Here is an 18,199-nt window from a genome sequence, read left to right as displayed (position 1 = left end):
AGGGAAGTGCCGCCCATGCCGTACCGACTCGACGTCACCCAGGGGGACCGGCCCGCGGAGGAGCTCCGCAAGGGGGTGGAGGGGCTGCTCGGCGAGGCCATGGTGCTCACCCTCGCCACGGCCGGCCACGAGCGCGGCCCGCACGCCAACCTGGCCTTCTACGCGTTCGACGACGACCTCGTCCTGTACTTCGTCAGCGAGCGCGCCACCCGGCACAGCCACCACCTCGCCGAGGAGGCCCGGGCGGCGGCCACCGTCTTCCTGCCGCCGCCGGTCTTCGGCGAGCAGCTGCGCGGCATGCAGCTGACCGGCAGTGCGGGGGAGGCCTGGGGGCACCAGGCGGAGGCCGCGTTCGCGGCGTACCAGGGCCGGTACCCCTCCTTCGGGCAGGACAAGGAGGTGCGGCGGCAGTTCCTGACCGGTGGCGGGGCCGCCGCGCTGTACCGGTTCCAGGTGGAGGAGCTGACGGCGGTGGACGAGCCGCACTTCGGCCGGCGCAACTACCTGCGGGCCGCGGTGGTGCGGTAGCGGTCCCGGCGGGGATTCAGACCTCGCGGTGGGGTGCCGGGGTCTGCGCCGGACCCGGCGTGCGGGCGGCGGTGTCCGGCGGGGCCGCCTCCGACGGGATTGCCTCCGTGGGGGTGTCCGTTCCGCTGCGGTGGCGGGTGCCGAGGTAGTACCCGAGGGCGACGATCCCCGCGCCCGCCACCGCGACGGCCTTGACGCCCGACTTGCCGGCGAGCCGGGCGAGGCCGTGGCCGGGTGGTACGAGACCGCTCCGGTGCAGGGCGGCCCAGAGCAGGCCGGCGACGGCGAGGGCCGCGAGCACGGCGGCGGCTCCGGCGGCGCGGCGACCGCCGGGGGGACGCGACGGTTCGGGGGTGTTCCCGGTCATGAGGTGTTCTCCGGACGGCGTCGGCGGGCCGGTGTGCGGCCCGTGCGGTGGGTGGGGCGGGTGCCCGTACGGGCGGCGGGCTCAGAGTTCGTCGTAGACCTCGGCCAGGCCGCGGAGGACGGCCGTGACGGTCTCCACCTCGGCCGTGTCGAGGCCGGCGGTCAGCCGTTCCAGCGACTCCACCAGTGACGCGGTGCGCAGCCGGTGCCGCTCGCGGCCGGCCGGGGTGAGGGCGACCAGGGTGGAACGGCGGTCGTGCTCCGGCCGTTCGCGGGTGACGTAGCCGGCCTCCTCCAGCCCGTTGACCAGCTGGGTCGTGGCGGCCGGGGTCGTCTCGGTGCCCGCCGCCAGCCGGCCGACCGGCAGCGGACCCTCGTCGGCCAGGACCCGCAGGGCTCGCGCGTGGGTGAGCGACAGTGCACCGCGCGAGCGGGTGGCCCGGCCGCGCAGCCGGGCGTCGGCCGCGCTGAGGCTGTAGGCGGCGCGGGCCAGCCCGTCCAGGGCGAGGGCGCGGGTGGCGTCGTCGGTGGCGGGGTCTTGCGGCACGGGGTTCTCCTTCTCCGGCGGTGTCCTCGGCGGCGGGTTGACAGCCAGCTAAGCATAAGGACTTAATAATTAAGTACTTACCTAACTGCGCCGAACGGAGCGTACCCGCCATGACCGTGCGATCGACCGGACAGAGCTGGGCCCTGGACCTCGCCCTCGCCCAGGGTGGCTTCGACGCCCTGCACCCGCGGGCCAAGGGCACGATGGAGCAGCTCGGCCACGACCACACCGACTTCGACAAGGTCTTCGCGCTGGTCCGCAGCGGCGCCATGCTGCCCAAGGCGTGGGCGACCGTGGCCGGCCAGGCCGAGGAGCGGGCCGTCCACCACGAGCGGGGCGGCTACCCCCGCACCGCCGCCGACCTCTATCTGCGGGCGGCGGTGATGTGGGGCCGGGCGCAGTACTCCGTCCTCGACGCGGCGGACCCGCGCAAGCGCGCCTTCCGGGAGCGGACCAACCACTGCGTCGCCCGGATCGGCGAGCTGCGCGGCCGCCGGGTGCGCCGGGTCGTGCTGGACTTCGAGGGCGGGCGGCTCCATGCCCTGCTGCACCTGCCGGCCGGGACGGTCGAGGGGGCGCCGGCGGTCGTCCTCGGTCCGGGGATGGACATGATCAAGGAGGACTACATCCACGCCGCGGAGCGCTACTACACCTCGCGCGGCGTGGTCGCCCTCTCGATCGAGGGGCCCGGCCAGGGGGAGTCCCGGGCCGGCGGGCTCACCGTCGATCTCACCAACTACGAGCGCGCGATCAGTCGCTACCTCGACCACCTGGCCGGCCTGCCCGAGGTCGACCCCGGCCGCATCGGCATGTTCGGCATCAGCATGAGCGGGTACTGGGGGATGCGGGCCGCGGCCACGGACCCCCGGCTCGCGGCGCTCGCGAGCTTCGAGGGCGTCAGCGGCGACTTCCACACGATCTTCGACCGGGCACAGCCCGGCTTCAAGAACAACTACATGTTCATGGCCGGCTACACCGACGAGGAGGAGTTCGACCGTGAGCTCGCCGCCCGCATGCCGCTCGGCGACCTCGTTGGGAACATCGCCTGTCCGGTCCTCCTGGGGATCGGGGAGTTCGACGAACTGACCCGGCTGGAGCAGGCGATGGCGACGTACGAGCGGATCCGCGCCCCGAAGGAGCTGCGGGTGTACGAGAACGAGTTCCACCCGCTGGGCGGTGTCGCGGCCGAGGTCTTCCGTTTCGGCGCCGAGTGGCTGGAGCGGGCCCTCGACGGCGAACTGCGCGAGCCCGGGCGCGATGTGCGGCACTACGTGCGCGACGACGGCCGGACGATCGACGGGACGGCCGCCCCGGCGTGGTGGCTCGGCACCGACCCGGTCCGGGCGGCGTGACCGGCTGACCCCCGGGGGGAGCGCGGCGGGGGCGGCGCGAGGTGCGGGGCGGTGGCGCGCTGTCGCCCCGCACCTCGTTGAACCAGGTTGTCTGTACAACTTTTCGGTCGGTTCACCTGCGGGACCGGACTCGGACTCCTCCCGGCCACCTCGCCGCACCAGCCTGGCCGCATGAGAGTCATCGTCGTAGGAGCAGGCGTGCTCGGCACCATGCACGCCTGGCAGGCCGTCGAGCGCGGTCACGAGGTCGTCCACCTGGAGCGCGAGGCCGAGGCGCGCGGCGCCTCCGTGCGCAACTTCGGGCTGGTCTGGGTCAGCGGCCGGGCCGGGGGCGAGGAACTGGACACCGCGCTGCGCGCCCGCGAGCTGTGGGAGGGGATCGGCGCCCGGGTGCCCGACCTCGGCTTCCGGGCCAACGGCTCGCTCACCGCGATCCGCACCGAGGCCGAACTCGCCGTCGCCGAACAGGCGCTGACCCTGCCCGACGCCGCCGCGCGCGGCTACCGGCTGCTCGGGGCGGACGAGACCCGGGCCGCCAACCCCGCCCTGCGCGGCAAGCTGCTCGGCGCCCTGTGGTGCGAGCGCGACGCCGCCGTCGAGCCGCGCACGGCCCAGCCCGCGCTGCGCGCCGCCCTGCTGGCGAGCGGCCGCTACACCTTCCTGCCCGGGCGCGAGGTCCGCGAGGTGATCGGCGAGAACGCCGTCCGCGACGACCACGGCGACGTCCACACCGGCGACCTCGTCGTCCTCTGCACCGGCGCCTGGCTGGGCGGCCTGGTGCGCGAGCTGGCACCGCAACTCCCGGTCCGCCGCGTCCGGTTGCAGATGATGCAGACCGATCCGCTGGGTGAGGAGCTGACCACCTCGGTCGCCGACGGCGACAGCTTCCGCTACTACCCCGCCTTCGCCGGCAGCGCCCTGGAGCAGCTCAGGGCGGCGCAGCCGCAGCCGCCGGTCGCCGCCGAGCACAAGATGCAGCTGCTGATGGTCCAGCGCCGCGACGGCGGCCTGACCATCGGCGACACCCACGAGTACGACCAGCCGTTCGGCTTCGACGTGGTCGAGGACCCGTACGACCATCTGGTCGGCGTGGCCGAGGAGTTGCTCGGCCGGCCGCTGCCGAGGGTGCGCCGCCGCTGGGCCGGCGTGTACGCGCAGTGCGTCGACACCACCCGCGTCGTCCACCGGGAGAAGGTCCGGGACGCCGTCTGGCTGGCCACCGGCCCGGGCGGTCGCGGCATGACCTGCTCGCCGGCCATCGCCGAGAAGACCGCCGAACTCGCCAACCTGTAATCACCTGAGGGTAGTTGAACATGTCTCCTGATATCCGTCTGGTCGTCCTCGACATGGCCGGCACCACCGTGGCCGACGACGGCCTGGTCGAGCAGGCCTTCCAGGCCGCCGCCGGCTCGCTCGGCGTCGAGGCCGGCAGCCCCGAGCACGCCCGCATGCTGGAGTACGTCCGGGCCACCATGGGCGAGTCCAAGATCTCCGTCTTCCGGCACCTGTTCGGGGCGGAGGAGAAGGCGCAGGCCGCCAACTCCGCCTTCGAGGCCGCCTACCACGACCTCGTCGACGCCGGCCACTGCGCCGCCCTGTCCGGCGCCGCCGAGGCGATCGCCGAACTCCGCGGCCAGGGCCGGAAGGTCGTCCTCACCACCGGCTTCTCCCGCGCCACCCAGGACCGCATCCTGCGCGCACTCGGCTGGGAGACCGTCGCCGACCTGACCCTCTGCCCCGCCGAGGCCGGCCGCGGCCGCCCCTACCCCGACCTGGCGCTCACCGCGCTGCTGCGGACGGAGACCGACTCCGTCCGGCAGATCGCCGTCGCCGGGGACACCGGCTACGACATGCTGACCGGCTCCCGGGCCGGCGCCCCGGTGGTGGCCGGCGTCCTCACCGGCGCCCACGGGGAGGAGCGGCTGCGGGCGGACGGGGCGACCCACGTGCTCAGGTCCGTCGCCGAGCTGCCGGGCCTGCTGGCCCGGGGCTGAGCGCCCGGCGCCGGCCCCGGCCTCCCCGCACGCGAGGGCGGGGCCGGCCGGTGGCCCGGTCCGCGATGCCGCGCACGTCCTGCGCAGGTCCTGCGAAGGTCCCGGACGGCGCGCAAATCCCGTTGCGTCCCCGGGGGCCGCCCGGGAAGCTGGGCCGCCGGAGGTGGCGAGGATGGCCGAGGTGGCCCTGGAACTGTCGGTGCGCGATCTGGTGCACGCCGACCTGGAGTCGTGCGGATGGTCGGGGTCCGACCTCCACCTGGCCAATGTGGCCCAGCAGTTGGTGCGGGCCCGGCGTGGCGAGGTCGACTACCTCGCCGTCTGCACACCGGTCGGCCTGCCGGTGGCGAAGGCCGGCGTCGACTACCGGGCCAAGGAGGGCGCCGGCACGATCTGGCAACTGTCCGTCCACCCCGCGCTGCAGTCCCGCGGGATCGGCACGCTCCTCATCGGTGCCGCCGAGCAGCGGATCAGGAGCCGCGGGCTGCGCCACGCCGAGCTCGGCGTGGAGGAGGACAACCCGCGGGCCCGGGCCCTGTACGAACGGCTCGGCTACGTCGCCTACGACCGGCAGCCCGACGCGTGGGACGAGCGGGCCCCGGACGGCTCGCTGCGCCGGTACGAGACGATGTGCACCCTGATGCGCAAGGAGCTCCCCCCGGAGCCCGGCGGCCGGCCGCCGGGCCGGACGACCGGGTAGCGGTCGCCGCTGCGGGGCGGGCCGGCGGCCACGGACGGCCACGGACGGCACGGGAGTCCGTGGAGCTCCCGCTCGCGGACACCGGCCGGGTGGGCGGGCGGTGGCGCGTCCGGGGAGGGACACCGGCCGGTCCGACGTCCCACCCCGCCCCGGCCGCGCCCGCTCAGCGGTTCCAGTGCGGGCTGAGCGCGATCCCCTGCAACTGGTCGATGGTGAGCGGCGGTTCGGCGCGGGTGGGTCGGTTCGCGGCCGAGACGGGCAGCTGGTCGGTGGTGAACGCCGACACCTCGACCCTCCGGAAGTCCGGCCGGGTCGCCGTCACGACCCACGAGAGGTGTCCGTTCACCAGCGACAGCTTGTCGGCCTTCACCATCGTGCCGTCCGGGAGGACGTCGCAGAAGAACGGCTTCAGGGCCGGCTCGCAGGTGAGGATCGTGTTCGGCAGCGCGTCCGTGAGCCCCACGGCGATGACGGCCCGGCCGTGCCCGTCGTCGTAGAGCACTTGCCCGCTCGCCTTGGCCGTCCCGTCGGGCGACTTGCCGAGCCGGCCGTCCTCGAAGGAGCCGGTGCTGATGACCCGGGTGCTCGTGCCCGGCGGCAGGAACTCCGCCAGCTGCGCCGAGACCGGGCCCGAGCGCGGGCCGCCGACGGGTGGGGCGGCGGACGGGGAACGGGTCGGGGCGCTGGTCGGAGTGGGCGTGGCCGTCGCCGTCGGTGTCGGTGTCGGGGTGACGGCCGCCGGCGGGGCGGGCGCGGTCCGGGGCCACAGCTGCGCGCCTCCCAGCACGGCGGCACCCGCGACGGCGGCGGCCACCGTGCCGATCTGCACCCGGCGGACGAGGCGGAGCCGGCGCCCGCGGGCGGCGGCACGGAGGACGAGGTCGGTGCGGTGCGGGCCGAACCGGTCGGAGGTGTGCTGCATCGCGTCGTGCAGGCGGCGGCCGGACTGCTGATCGGGGTTCACGGTGCTCTCCTTTCGAGGGGCGGGGATGCCGGGGTGACGGCCCGATCAGATGTGTTCGAGGTCGGCGAGCAGGTCGTCGCCGAGGACGGTCCGGAGCTTCTGCAGGGCCCGCAGGCTGCGGGTGCGGACGGCACCCGCGCTGATCTGCAGCATCCGCGCGGTCTCCTCGACCGGCCGGTCCTCCCAGTACCGCAGGACCAGCACCGCCCGGTCCTTGGGCGTGAGCCGCGCGAGCCCGTCCAGCAGGGTCAGCCGCAGGTCCGCGTCGCCGGCCTCGGCCGCCGCACCCTCGGGGAAGCGGTCGACCGGCCGCTCCTGCGCGCTCAGCCGGCGCCGGTACGAGGTGAAGGTACGCACCAGCACGGTGTGGGCGTACGCGACGGGTGCCTGGGTGCGGTCGATCCGCCACCAGGACCGGTACATCTTGGCGAGGGTCTCCTGGACGAGGTCCTCGGCCAGGTGCCGGTCGCCGGTGAGCAGGCACGCCGTGCGGAAGAGCTGGTCGCTGCGGGCATGGGCGAACTCCAGGAAGTCCGCGGGTGTGTCCGCCACCGGATGGTCCCTTCTCGAACTGATGTCACCCCCAAGCACGCGCCGGGAGGGGGCACGCGTTACAGACCTTGTGGGCGGAGGGCCGCGAGAAGTGGGCCGGACGGCGGACGGGGCGGCCGGAGCGGGAGGCCGGGCCGGTCGGCTTCCCACTCCGGGGGCGTCAGTGCAGGGTGCCCCGTGTAGCGCTGCGCGCAGCGGGTGCCGGTGGGGGCCGTGACGGTGACGTCGTAGCGGGACCGGTCGAGGGGGTGGGCGGCGGCGGCCGGCCCACTCCCTCTACACCAGGACGGAGCCGCCGACGGGGCGCGGACCGACGCTGCGGGCGGTCTCGGTGAAGGCCCGCAGGCGCGGACTGTCCCGGGCCGTGGGCCAGACGAGCGCCCACTCGGTCGGCGGTGCGTCGTGCAGCGGGACGTAGGCGATGCCGGGGTGGGTGTAGTACCGGGTGACGTGCTCGTTCAGCGGGCTGACCACCCTGCCGGCGGCGATCAGCGCGAGCACCTCGTGGAAGGTCCGCGCGGACGGCCCGCGCGGGATCGGCCGGCCCTTCGGGGTGTGCCGCGGCAGCATGGCATCGGCCCAGTAGCCGGGAACGTGGGGGCCGAACTCGAAGGTCGTGCAGTCGCCGAGGTCCTCCATCGACATCGACTCGCGCCGGGCCCAGTCGGAGGCGGCCGGGACGGCGAGCACCCGGCCCTCCGTCAGCAGACAGGGCCCGGCCGTCAGATCGGGCTCCCGCACCGGGAGCCACATGAGCTGGACGTCGACCTGCCCGGTGCGCAGCAGCGCGAACGGATCGCTGAAGTGGAACTCCGCCAGGGTGACCTCGCAGTGCGGGTACTGCGTCGTGAACGCTTCGAGGAACGGCTGCATCTCGTGGCCCAGCGCGCCCATGACGCCCAGCCGCACGGCGCCGTGGACGCCCCCGGTGGCGGCCGAGGCCCGTGCGATCCCGTCGTTGATGAGGTCGTACGCCTGCCGCAGGTCCTCGCGCAGGCGGTTGCCGAGCGGAGTCAGGGTGACCGACCGGCTGGTGCGCTCGAACAGGGCGCCGCCGATCCGGCGCTCCTGCTTCTTGATCACCTGGCTGACCCGGGACTTCGAGACGTGCAGCCGCTCGGCGGTGCGGCCGAAATGAAGCTCCTCGGCCAACACCAGGAAGATCTCGATGTCCCGCAGCTCCACGCCCGCCCCCAGATCGATAACCGCACGGTAACCGGGATGGTAGCGAAATCTGCATTGATCCCGGCCTGCGCAGGGTGGAGGCTTGGGAAGTCGGGCAGGGGCCCCTCCGGCCGTAGCGGACGCACGTCGGCCAGGACGGGCCGGCGGAGGGACGCCGCTGGTGGGGACCACCGGTGCGGTCCGCGAGTCCGGCCGGACGGCTTGGGCCATCGCCGTGATCCCACCGCGGGACCGGCGACGAACGCAGGGGGACGATGATGACTGAACTGAGCGGCAAGACGGCACTGGTGACGGGTGGTTCGCGCGGGATCGGGCGGGCGGTCGCGCTGCGGCTGGCCGCCGACGGCGCGCTGGTCGCGGTGCACTACGGCGGGAACGCCGGTGCGGCCGCGGAGACGGTGGCCCGGATCACCGAGGCCGGTGGGCGGGCGTTCGCCGTGCGGGCGCGGTTCGGCGAGGCGGGCGCGGTCCGGCAGCTCTTCGAGGGGTTGACCGCCGGCCTCGCCGAGCACGGGGCGAAGGGCCTGGACATCCTGGTCAACAACGCGGGCATCTCCTCGTTCAGCCCGATCGGGCAGATCACCGAGGAGGAGTTCGCGGCGCTGCTCGCGGTCAACGTGAGCACGCCGTTCTTCGTGGTCCAGCGGGCGCTGGCGCTGCTGAACGACGGTGGGCGGATCATCAACATGGGTTCGGTGGCGAGCCGTTTCGCGGTCACCGCCCAGATCGGCTACACCGTCAGCAAGGCGGCACTGGAGTCGATGGGCCCGACCCTGGCCAACGAGCTCGGCGGCCGCGGCATCACGGTCAACACCGTCGCGCCCGGCGTGGTGAAGACCGACCTGACCGCGGTCTTCACGACGATCCCGGAGGCGGTCGCCGACCTGGAGTCGATCACCGCGCTCGGCCGGCTCGGCGAGCCGGAGGACGTCGCCGACGTGGTGGGCTTCCTGGCGGGCCCGCAGGGCCGCTGGGTGACCGGCCAGACGATCGACGTCTCCGGCGGCACCTACCTCGGGCCGATCGGGCCCCGGTGACCCGCAGGCGCTGAGCGGCGCGGAGGCCGGGCGGGCGCGGCGGCGCCCGCCCGGCCTCCGCGCGTGCGGGGAGCCTCCCCCCGAGCGCTTGACTCTCGGGTTACCCGAGACGGCACAGTCTTCTCCGTGGACAGGACGAACCTGCTGCCCATCGGGCAGTTCGCGCAGGCCAGTGGCCTATCGGTGACCGCGCTGCGGCACTACGACGCCAGCGGTCTGCTGGCCCCGGCGTCGGTCGACCCGGACAGCGGCTACCGCTACTTCCGGCGTGACCAGCTCCGGACGGCTCAGCTGATCCGCGCGCTCCGGCAACTCGGCATCCCGATCGAGCAGGTACGGGGGCTGATCGCGCGCAGCGAGGGCGGCGAGGACATCGCACCGGCCCTGCGCGACCACCTGGGCGCGGCCGAGCGCCGGCTGGAGGTCCAACGCTCCGTCGTCCACAGCCTGTTGAGCCGACTGACCGAAGGAGCCGAGATGACCCACGGAGTCACCATCCGCCAGGGTGCCGCCGTACGGGCGCTGGTCCGCAGCGCGACGCTGCACCAGCCCGCCCTGGACGGGTTCATGCTTCCCGCCTACCGGGAGATGTACGCCGTCGCCGGCCAGGGCCCGCTGACCTTCGCGGGGCCGGCCTTCGCCCGCTACCACGGGCTCTGCGACGAGGAGAACGAGTGCCTCGTCGAGGCCTGCCTGCCGTTCACGACGGGCGGCGCGCAGCCGGCGGAGCTGCCGGACGGGATGTACGTGCTGGACATCCCGGAGACCGCCTACGCCTTCACGGAGGTGGTGGGCGAGGCGGCGGCGTTCCCGCGGATCCACACCGCGTACGACGCCGTCGCGAACTGGGTCACCGAGCACGGCTTCGTCTTCGCCGGCCCGGTCCAGGAGATCTTCCGGCGCTGGACGGGCACGCCCGGCCACCCGGAGAACCGTCTGGAGATCGCCTGGCCGATCGGGGAGCCGACGGCGGGCTGAGGCCGCCGGGGGCAGGAAGCCGGACCGGCCGGCTTCCTGCCCCTCCTCAGTGGCCGCCCTTCAGGTTGAGGACGACCACGCCGACGATGATCAGGGCCAGGCCCAGCCACTGGAGCCGGCCCAGCGACTCGCCGAAGGCGACCACGCCTATCCCCGCCACCGCGGCCGTTCCGGCACCGGACCAGACGGCGTAGGCGACCGACACCGGGATGTGCTTCAGCGCCTTGCCGAGCAGCGCGAAGGAGAGCACGTAGCCCACGGCGACGCCGATGCTCGGCCAGAGGCGGGTGAAGCCCTCGGTGAGCTTGAGGGCGCTGGTGGCGCAGACCTCGCTGACGATGGCGAGGGCGAGCAGAAGATAGGACATGGCCGGTCAAACCGCCGGAGCGGCGCCGAGCTTCCCGAGCAGCGCGAGGTCGGCGTTGACCAGGCTGTCGAGCAGTGTCACCCGGGAGCCGCCGGGGATCGTGACGTCGGACGACGGCACGGCGAGCACCGCGCAGCCCGCCGCGGTGGCGGAGGCGACGCCGGTCGGGGTGTCCTCGACTGCGACGCAGGCCGCCGGGTCCAGGCCGAGCCGCTCGGCGGCGGCGAGGTAGGGGTCGGGCGCGGGCTTGGTGCGCGGGGTGTCCTCGGCGGCGAGGGTGACGGCGAACCAGTCGCGGCCGATGGTGGAGAGCACCAGGTCGACCACCCGGCGCGGCGACGCGGAGACCAGCGCGGTGGGCACCCGGGCCTCCCGCAGCTCGGCGAGCAGGGCGAGTGCGCCGGGGCGCGGGACGGTCTCGGCGGCGACCTTGCCGGCGAAGGAGTCGCCGAGCCGGTCGGCGAGTTCGGCCTCGCTCAGCGTGGTGCCGCTGACCCTGTGCAGGTGGGCGGCGGTGTGTTCGACGGCCTGGCCGAGTACCTCGGGGACGTCGGAGTCCGTCAGCGAGTGGTGCAGCTCGTCGGCGAGTTCGGCGGCGGCCTGCCACCAGAGGTGCTCGGTGTCGACCAGGGTGCCGTCCATGTCGAACAGGACGGCGGCGGGCTTGCGGGAATCAGGCATGGCGGTACCTTCGGCGGTTCATCAGAAGAATGCGGACGGATCAGACCGTACGACGGTCCACCAGGACCGGCCGGTCCGGGAGGGTGAGCACGGCGCGGGCGCCGGCCGGCAGCGCGGCGGCGGCCTCGGTCGGCAGGTCGGCCTTGACCTCGGTGCCGTCGTCGAGACGGACGGTCAGCCGGGTGACGGCGCCCAGGAACGAGGCCGAGACCACCAGCGCGGGGCCGTTGGCGGCGGGGGTCAGCGTGACGTTCTCGGGGCGGACCAGCACGTCCAGCGAGCCGTCCGCCGGGACGACCCCGTCCACCGCGTGCCGGCGGCCGAGCACCTCGACGCCGTCGGCCGTGCGGGTGCACGGGATGCGGCTCATGGTGCCGACGAACTCGGCGACGAAGGCGGTGGCCGGGCGGGCGTACAGCTCGGACGGGGTGGCGCACTGCTCCAGCCGGCCGGCGCGCAGCACCGCGACGCGGTCGGCCATCGAGAGCGCCTCCTCCTGGTCATGGGTGACGAACAGGGTGGTGATCCCCAGCTCCTGCTGGAGGCGGCGGATCTCCTCGCGCAGCGAGAGGCGCACCTTGGCGTCCAGTGCGGAGAGCGGCTCGTCGAGCAGCAGGACGCGCGGCTTCAGGGCGAGCGCGCGGGCGAGCGCGATGCGCTGCTGCTGGCCGCCGGACATCTGGTGCGGGTAGCGGTCGGCGTGCTGCGGCAGGCCGACCAGCTCCAGCAACTCCTGGGCGCGCCTGCGGCGTTCGGCCTTGCCGGTGCCGCGCATCCGCATGCCGAAGGCGACGTTGTCGGCGGCGGTCAGGTGCGGGAAGAGGCTGTACGACTGGAACACCATGCCGGCGTCGCGCTTGTGGGCCGGGATCGCGGTGATGTCCCGGCCGTCCACCAGCACCTGGCCGGAGTCGTGCTGCTCGAAACCGGCCAGGATGCGCAGCGCGGTGGTCTTGCCGCAGCCGGACGGGCCGAGCAGGGCGAGGAGTTCGCCGGGGTGAACGGTCAGGTCGAGGCCGTCCAGCGCGATGGTGGCGCCGAACGAGCGGCGCAGCGTGCGGAATTCGACGGTGGCGCCGCCGGAGCGGGTGGTGGTCTTCTCAACGGCGAGGGAGCTCATGGGGGTTCGTTTCTCCGAAGGAGGTCAGGACGTGGTCTTCTTGCCGCGCTCGCGGCCGACGGTGGCCAGCAGGAGCAGCAGCAGCCAGGTGATCAGCAGGCTCAGGATGGAGACCGCGACCGACATGTGGGCCTGGCTGTTGCCGACCGAGTAGATCCACACCGGGAAGGGCTGGTAGCCGAGGATCGAGGCGGCGGTGAACTCGCCGAGCACCAGCGCCAGGGTCAGGAAGGAGGCGTTCAGCAGCGCGCCGCGCAGGTTGGGCAGCACGACGGTGAACACCGCGCGCGGCCAGCTCGCGCCGCAGTTGCGCGCGGCCTCGACCAGGGTGCGCACGTCCACGGCGCGCAGGCCCGCGTCCAGCGCCCGGTAGGCGAGCGGGAGCGACATCAGCACGTAGGCGATGACCAGGACCAGCGGGAAGTCGGGGTCCTGGACGAACACGAAGGTCTGGAAGAACGGCGTGTCCATCAGGTAGTCCGGGCCCCAGCGGAGCACGCCGATCAGGCCGGCGGTCAGTGCGACCGGCGGGACGACCAGCGGCAGGGTGCAGAGCACGTCGATCACCGGGCGCAGCCTCGGCACGCCGAGCCGGACCGCGATCAGCGCGGGCACCAGCAGGAGCAGCAGCACCAGGACGGTGACGACGGCGAGCCCGAGGGTGAGCCAGAGGCTGTCCAGGAAGCCCTCGGCGCTCAGCAGGCCGGTGTACGCCTCGAAGGAGAAGCCCTTCGGGTCGTCGACCGAGAAGTAGCCGGCGGCGGCCAGCGGCACGATGAAGTAGACACCGGCGAGCAGCAGGACGGCGCCGCGCCACCAGCGCACCCCGGGACGCCGGGAGGTTCGGGGGGTCGTCAGCTGAGCCATCGGGCACTCCGGCGCTGGAGGGGGAGGTACACGGCCATCACCAGGACGGCCACGACGATCATGTTGAGGCTGAGGGCGAGGGCGAGGTTGCCCTGGCCGACCAGTACGTTGCCGGAGAGCGCGTCCGCGATCGAGCGGCTGACCAGCGGCACGGTCGCGCCGACCATGGCGGCGGCGGTGGCGTACGCGGCGAAGGCGCTGCCGAAGAGCAGCACGAAGCCGCCGAGCAGCGAGGGCAGCAGGATCGGCAGTGCGACGTGGCGCCAGTACTGGACGGTGGTGGCCCGGTTGTTGTGCGCCGCCTCGCGCCACTGCACCCGCAGGCCGTCCAGGGCCGGGGTGATGGTGAGCACCATCAGCGGGATGAGGAAGTACAGGTAGACGACGGTCAGGCCGGTGAAGGAGTAGAGCGACCAGCCGTGGTCCGTCAGGTGGAGCAGCTTGGTGACCTCGCCCGCGTTGCCGAGGGTGGCGACGAACGCGAAGGCGAGCGGCAGGCCGCCGAAGTTGGCGAGCACCCCGGAGGCGGTCAGCACGGCCTGGCGCAGCCAGCTGTTCCGGGAGGTCACCACGGCCTGGGCGATCGGCAGGCCGATCAGGGTGGCGAGCAGTGCGGTCAGGCCGGACAGCTTGAGGCTGCTGACCATCGCCGTCCAGTACGCGCCCTGGACGGAGGCGGTGATGTTGTCGAAGGTGAACTGGCCGGCACCGCCCTCCGCGTCGCTGGAGGTGGTGAAGGCGCCGATCACGATGGCGACGGCGGGCAGGCCGAAGCCGATGACGAAGAAGAGGAAGAGCGGGACGGTGGCGAGCCAGGCGCCGCCGGGGCGCCGGCGGGTGCGCCGGCGGGGGGTGGGGGTGGTGGTCGTGGCGGTGGCGGACGCCCCCGCGCCGCCACCGAGGTCGGTGGCGGCGGGGGTGGTCGGCACCGGGGTGGGAGCCGTGGTCATGAGTCGATCAGCCCGTTCGGGTGTGCTGCGGCCGGGTGTCAGCCCGCGATGGCCTTGGTCCAGTTCTCGGTCACGACCTTCTTGGCGGCCGTGATCTGGTCCTGGGTCGGGAAGGTGGTGAACGGCTTCTCGACGGTGGGCAGCTTGGCGGCGGCCGCGGCGTCCAGGGAGCCGTCCTTCTTCAGGGCGTCGAAGGTGGCCGGGGTGGCGTAGCCGCCGAGGAAGAGGTTCTGGCCCTCGGCGCTGAAGAGGTACTCCTGCCACAGGCGGGCGGCCGCCGGGTGCGGGGCGTACTTGTTGATGCCCTGGTTGTAGAACTGGGCGTAGCTGCCGTCGCCGGGGACGGAGACCTTCCAGTCGACGCCCTTTTCCTTGAACTCGTCGGTGTAGCCGGCGTTCAGGTAGGACCAGTCGATCGAGATCGGGGTCTCGCCCTTCTCGATGGTGGCCGGGGTGGACTCGACCGGGTTGAAGTTGCCGGACTGCTTCAGCTTGCCGAAGAAGTCGATGCCGGGCTGGATGTTGTCCAGCGAGCCGCCGTTGGCGAGCGCGGCCGCGTAGACGCCGCCGAACGCGGAACCGGACTTGGTCGGGTTGCCGTTCAGCGCGACCTGGCCCTTGTACTCGGGCTTGAGCAGGTCGGCGAAGGTCTTGGGGCAGTTGGCGATCTTCTTGGCGTCGCAGCCGATGGAGATGTAGCCGCCGTAGTCGTTGACGCGGGCGCCGCTCGGGTCCTTCATGGTCTCCGGCACCTTGTCGAAGGTGGCGACCTTGTAGGGGGCGAGCAGGCCGTCCTTGACCGCCTGGAGCGCGAAGGCGCTGCCCAGGTCGACCACGTCGGGGGCGCGGTCCTGGCCCTTGCGGGAGGTGATCGCGTTGATCTCGTCCTGGCTGGAGCCGTCCGGGTTCTCGTCCTCGATCTCGATGCCGTACTTGGCCTTGAACGAGTCCATGATCTTGCCGTAGTTGGCCCAGTCCTTGGGCAGCGTGATGACGTGCAGCTTGCCTTCCTTCTTGGCCGCGGCGACGAGGGCGTCCATGCCGCCGAGGTCGGCGGCCGAGGTGGCGTCCTTGGCGTCCTTGGCGCCGGCCTTGGCGGCGTCGCCGGACTTCGCGGTGGACGAACCGGCGGAGCCGCAGGCGGTGAGGGAGAGCGCGGCGGCGGTCAGTACGGCCGCGAAGGCGGCGGCGCGGGCACGGTGCACGGTCACGGGTCAGTCTCCTGATCGGGGGCGTACTGCGAGAGATGTCGAGATCGGGGGATCGGGTCGTACGAGCGGCTCTTGGGTCCCTGCGGCGGCTGTTCGAAACCGTCCGAGTTGACTAGCCAACTTCGCTGACGGGGGTAAGTACGCCGGAGCCCGGTGACGGGAAGGTGAACGGATGGCCCAGAACCGGAGTCGGCTGTGGGAACGGTCGAATCAGGCCACCGGGGAGTGATCAACCGGATGCGATGCTTCGAAGGCGCAGCGGGATAAGGTCGGGCTGTCCGCGCCGGTACGGCTGCGCAGGACACCGCCCCAGGAGGGACTTTGACTGACGTGGCACTGGAGCCCGAACGCCCCCAGGCCCCCTCTGGCCCCGAGGCCCCCCGGGCCCGCCCGGCCACCGAGGACCGCGCGGCCGGTGCGCTGTACCGCAAGGTGGCCGCCGACCTGCGCGAGGCGATCACCACCGGCGCGTACGGCGAGGCCGGCCGGCTGCCCGCCGAGGGCGCGCTGGCCGAGCAGTACGGCGTCTCGCGCGGCACCGTCCGCCAGGCGCTGGCCGTGCTCCGCTCGGACGGGCTGGTCACCTCCCGGCGCGGCACCCGGCGCGTGGTGCTCGGCACCGCCCGGGTGCAGAGCTTCTCCGAACTGCTCAGCTTCACGCACTGGGCGTACTCCATGGGGGAGGAGCCCGGCGGCATCCTGGACTCGCTGGTCCGCCGCCCGGCCGACGCCGCCGAGCGCGAGCAACTGCGGCTGGAGCCGGGCTCCGAGGTGTACGTGACGGTCCGGCTGCGCACCCTCTCCGGCACGCCGGTGATGGTCGAGCGGACGATCTACCCGCCGCGGGTCGGCGAGATCGTCGCCCAGCTGCCGCCCGACGTGGTGTCGCACACCGAGGTCCTGCGCGAGCACGGCATCCTGTTCACCGACGCCGACCACACCATCGACGTCGTCGCGGCCAACGCGGAGGACGCCCGGCTGCTCGGCTGCCGCCGCGGCGGCCCGCTGCTGCGCGAACGGCGGCGGACCACCGACCCGACCGGCACGCCGGTGGAGTGGTCCCAGGACCGCTACCTGCCGGGAACGGTGGCGTTCAGCGTCCACAACTCGCTGGCCACGTCGGCGCTTTCGCGGCATGCCCGGGAGCAGGACTGACCCGGGGCAGGGCCTGCGGGCGGCCCGGCCGGGCCGCCCGCTCCACGCTCAGCGCATGAGCGACGCCAGCAGCGGGCGGAAGTGCTCGAAGTCCGGCGTGCTCGCGTCCGCCTCCTTGGCCTGCTCGTCCCAGCGGCGGACGGCGACCGCGTCCTCGGCGCCCGGGGAGGCGGCGAAGGCGGCGGCCTGCTCCGCGCCCATCGGGCCGCCCTGCACCTGGAGCGTGAACTCGGAGGCCTCGGAGAGCCGTTCGCGGTACCCGGGCTCGACCGCGCACAGGTAGCGCTTGGCGGCCACGTGCAGGCGGACCGGCTCGGTGACGTCCGGGCCGAACCACCGGGCCAGCCACCGCGCGCCGGTGTCGCCGTGCCGGTTGTCCTGACCATCCATCAGATCCCGTCCGTGCAGCGAGCCGCGGCCGTGTTCGTCGAAGAAGTGCCCGACGTCGTGCAGCAGCGCGGCCGCGACCAGGTGCGGCGCGGCCCCCGCCGCCTCCGCGAGCGCGCCGGCCTGGAGCATGTGCTCGGCCATCGTGACCGCCTCGCCCAGGTACTCGCCGGCGCCCGCCCCCTCGAACAGCTCGGCGATCGCGTCCAGCGCGGCCGAACGGCGGTGCAGTACGGCGAGGGTGGAGAGGAGGGAGTCGAGGTCGGCGTAGCAGCCCTGGAGGTGGCGCGAGCCGTCCTGCTCGAAGGCCGTCCGGGCGTGCAGGAGACGGGTGTTGTCGAAGATCAGGCAGTCGCCGCGGCCGAGGCGGAAGGTCAGCTGCAGCTCGGGGCGGAGCGTGATCGCGGCGAAGCGACGGTAGGCGGCGTAGAAGGCCTCCGGGTCGTCCACCCGCAGCGTGCCGATCGACCGGTTGTTGAACCGCACCTCCCGGATCCGGCCCAGCGCGTCCACCCCGATCAGCGGACGGTCGGCGCGCAGCTCGGCGGAGCGGTCGCGGAAGGCGAAGGGGACGGGCGTGCGGGTGAGGACGGCGAAGTCCTCCGGCGCCTCCTCCCGGAGGACCGCCGCGGCCTTGAAGCCGTCCACCAGGCCGGAGTCGCCGCCGGTCGCCGAGTTCTCCAGGCAGTGCAGCAGCTGGAGCGTCGGCACCGGGTCCCGGTAGGGGTTGTCCGTGTGCGGGGTGATCGCGACGCTGGTGAAGGCCAGGTTGTTCGGGTCCGGCTCGACCCGGACGTCGAACAGCTCGCCGTAGTTGGTGACCCGCACGTACCCGAAGGTCCCGGCCACCTCCAGCACCTGCCGCTCGACCGCCGGCACCCCGCGCAGGACGGCGAAGCCGCTGCGCCGGACGGCGCCGAGGACGGCCGCCTGCTCGGCCGGGTCGGCCAGGTACGCCGCCCACTCCGCCTCCGGGATGCCGCGGGCGAAGTCCGCCGCCGCCCAGAGCCGCTTCTCCGCCTCCGTCCGCCCGTCCCCGCCGGCGGGCCGCCCCAGCCACTCCAGCGGGTAGCGCGACCGGTGCCCGTCCGACCAGAGCACCTCCAGGTGCCCGTTCAGCTCGGCCTGTGCGGCGACGGCGAGATCGTCCGGCAGGTCGGTGATCTGGAACAGCTTCTGCCCGCTGCGCGGATCCCGGCACTCGGCACACGGGCAGTTGTCGCGCAGCCAGTACGGCGGCAGCTCGGTCATGACGGTT

General features: G+C 73.5%; 20 protein-coding genes. 8 read left to right on the top strand and 12 right to left on the bottom strand.

Going from position 1 to position 18,199, the window contains the following annotated elements; translation table 11 throughout:
- Positions 1 to 15 precede the first annotated feature (15 nt).
- Positions 16 to 528, top strand: coding sequence for a pyridoxamine 5'-phosphate oxidase family protein (locus tag C2142_RS41510; protein ID WP_148642493.1), 513 nt, complete (start codon positions 16 to 18; stop codon positions 526 to 528).
- A gap of 16 nt (positions 529 to 544) precedes the next feature.
- Here C2142_RS41510 and C2142_RS11125 read toward each other — a convergent pair whose 3' ends face one another.
- Both C2142_RS11125 and C2142_RS11120 read right to left on the bottom strand, forming a co-directional pair.
- Complete coding sequence (locus C2142_RS11125) at positions 545 to 895, bottom strand: hypothetical protein (protein WP_153882773.1); 351 nt, start codon at positions 893 to 895, stop codon at positions 545 to 547.
- 81 nt (positions 896 to 976) lie between these two features.
- Positions 977 to 1,441, bottom strand: a complete 465-nt coding sequence (locus C2142_RS11120; protein ID WP_148642492.1) for a MarR family transcriptional regulator — start codon at positions 1,439 to 1,441, stop codon at positions 977 to 979.
- Between the two features lie 110 nt (positions 1,442 to 1,551).
- Between C2142_RS11120 and C2142_RS11115 the strand changes: the two genes are divergently transcribed.
- From C2142_RS11115 to C2142_RS11100, 4 genes are all read left to right on the top strand, one after another.
- Positions 1,552 to 2,793, top strand: a complete 1,242-nt coding sequence (locus C2142_RS11115; RefSeq protein WP_148642491.1) for an alpha/beta hydrolase — start codon at positions 1,552 to 1,554, stop codon at positions 2,791 to 2,793.
- Between the two features lie 171 nt (positions 2,794 to 2,964).
- On the top strand, positions 2,965 to 4,086 hold the full coding sequence (locus C2142_RS11110) for a TIGR03364 family FAD-dependent oxidoreductase (protein ID WP_148642490.1): 1,122 nt from the start codon (positions 2,965 to 2,967) through the stop codon (positions 4,084 to 4,086).
- A gap of 20 nt (positions 4,087 to 4,106) precedes the next feature.
- Positions 4,107 to 4,787, top strand: a complete 681-nt coding sequence (locus C2142_RS11105; protein WP_148642489.1) for a phosphonatase-like hydrolase — start codon at positions 4,107 to 4,109, stop codon at positions 4,785 to 4,787.
- Between the two features lie 172 nt (positions 4,788 to 4,959).
- The gene (locus tag C2142_RS11100) at positions 4,960 to 5,487 is read left to right on the top strand and encodes a GNAT family N-acetyltransferase (RefSeq protein WP_148642488.1); all 528 of its coding nucleotides are present in this window, start codon (positions 4,960 to 4,962) and stop codon (positions 5,485 to 5,487) included.
- Between the two features lie 163 nt (positions 5,488 to 5,650).
- Here the strand turns inward: C2142_RS11100 and C2142_RS11095 are convergent, their stop codons facing one another.
- The 3 genes from C2142_RS11095 to C2142_RS11085 form a co-directional block, all read right to left on the bottom strand.
- Positions 5,651 to 6,451: a hypothetical protein gene (locus C2142_RS11095; RefSeq protein ID WP_148642487.1), complete on the bottom strand. Its 801-nt coding sequence runs from the start codon at positions 6,449 to 6,451 to the stop codon at positions 5,651 to 5,653.
- A 45-nt stretch (positions 6,452 to 6,496) separates the two neighbouring features.
- Positions 6,497 to 7,003, bottom strand: coding sequence for a SigE family RNA polymerase sigma factor (locus tag C2142_RS11090; RefSeq protein WP_148642486.1), 507 nt, complete (start codon positions 7,001 to 7,003; stop codon positions 6,497 to 6,499).
- A gap of 276 nt (positions 7,004 to 7,279) precedes the next feature.
- On the bottom strand, positions 7,280 to 8,188 hold the full coding sequence (locus C2142_RS11085) for a LysR substrate-binding domain-containing protein (protein WP_148642485.1): 909 nt from the start codon (positions 8,186 to 8,188) through the stop codon (positions 7,280 to 7,282).
- Positions 8,189 to 8,445: 257 nt separating this feature from the next.
- Here C2142_RS11085 and C2142_RS11080 point away from each other — a divergent pair, with 257 nt between their 5' ends.
- On the top strand, positions 8,446 to 9,225 hold the full coding sequence (locus C2142_RS11080; RefSeq protein WP_148644701.1) for an SDR family oxidoreductase: 780 nt from the start codon (positions 8,446 to 8,448) through the stop codon (positions 9,223 to 9,225).
- 126 nt (positions 9,226 to 9,351) lie between these two features.
- Complete coding sequence (locus tag C2142_RS11075; protein ID WP_241002509.1) at positions 9,352 to 10,203, top strand: MerR family transcriptional regulator; 852 nt, start codon at positions 9,352 to 9,354, stop codon at positions 10,201 to 10,203.
- Between the two features lie 46 nt (positions 10,204 to 10,249).
- Here the strand turns inward: C2142_RS11075 and C2142_RS11070 are convergent, their stop codons facing one another.
- Genes C2142_RS11070 through C2142_RS11045 form a run of 6 tightly spaced genes read right to left on the bottom strand, consistent with a single transcriptional unit; the run spans position 10,250 to position 15,399 of the window.
- On the bottom strand, positions 10,250 to 10,570 hold the full coding sequence (locus C2142_RS11070; protein ID WP_148642484.1) for a multidrug efflux SMR transporter: 321 nt from the start codon (positions 10,568 to 10,570) through the stop codon (positions 10,250 to 10,252).
- A gap of 6 nt (positions 10,571 to 10,576) precedes the next feature.
- Complete coding sequence (locus C2142_RS11065; RefSeq protein WP_148642483.1) at positions 10,577 to 11,251, bottom strand: HAD family phosphatase; 675 nt, start codon at positions 11,249 to 11,251, stop codon at positions 10,577 to 10,579.
- Between the two features lie 40 nt (positions 11,252 to 11,291).
- Positions 11,292 to 12,371: an ABC transporter ATP-binding protein gene (locus tag C2142_RS11060; RefSeq protein WP_148642482.1), complete on the bottom strand. Its 1,080-nt coding sequence runs from the start codon at positions 12,369 to 12,371 to the stop codon at positions 11,292 to 11,294.
- Between the two features lie 24 nt (positions 12,372 to 12,395).
- Positions 12,396 to 13,238 (bottom strand): ABC transporter permease subunit, encoded by an 843-nt coding sequence (locus tag C2142_RS11055; protein WP_148642481.1) that lies wholly within the window; start codon positions 13,236 to 13,238, stop codon positions 12,396 to 12,398.
- Positions 13,226 to 14,188: an ABC transporter permease subunit gene (locus C2142_RS11050; RefSeq protein ID WP_148642480.1), complete on the bottom strand. Its 963-nt coding sequence runs from the start codon at positions 14,186 to 14,188 to the stop codon at positions 13,226 to 13,228. The genes C2142_RS11055 and C2142_RS11050 overlap by 13 nt, the downstream gene beginning before the upstream one ends.
- Positions 14,189 to 14,226: 38 nt before the next feature.
- Positions 14,227 to 15,399: an ABC transporter substrate-binding protein gene (locus tag C2142_RS11045; RefSeq protein WP_148642479.1), complete on the bottom strand. Its 1,173-nt coding sequence runs from the start codon at positions 15,397 to 15,399 to the stop codon at positions 14,227 to 14,229.
- 330 nt (positions 15,400 to 15,729) lie between these two features.
- On the opposite strand from C2142_RS11045, the gene C2142_RS11040 reads away from it, so the two are divergent.
- Positions 15,730 to 16,554 carry a GntR family transcriptional regulator gene (locus C2142_RS11040; RefSeq protein WP_346766433.1) on the top strand — a complete coding sequence of 275 codons (825 nt, stop codon included), beginning with the start codon at positions 15,730 to 15,732 and terminating at the stop codon, positions 16,552 to 16,554.
- A 48-nt stretch (positions 16,555 to 16,602) separates the two neighbouring features.
- Here the strand turns inward: C2142_RS11040 and C2142_RS11035 are convergent, their stop codons facing one another.
- The gene (locus C2142_RS11035; protein WP_148642478.1) at positions 16,603 to 18,192 is read right to left on the bottom strand and encodes a phosphonate degradation HD-domain oxygenase; all 1,590 of its coding nucleotides are present in this window, start codon (positions 18,190 to 18,192) and stop codon (positions 16,603 to 16,605) included.
- Positions 18,193 to 18,199: the final 7 nt, after the last annotated feature.

The organism is Streptomyces sp. CB01881 (genome assembly GCF_002953255.1).
Taxonomy (GTDB): Bacteria; Actinomycetota; Actinomycetes; order Streptomycetales; family Streptomycetaceae; genus Kitasatospora.
Note: the sequence above shows the minus strand (reverse complement) of the source record. Positions and strands in the feature narration are given on the sequence as shown.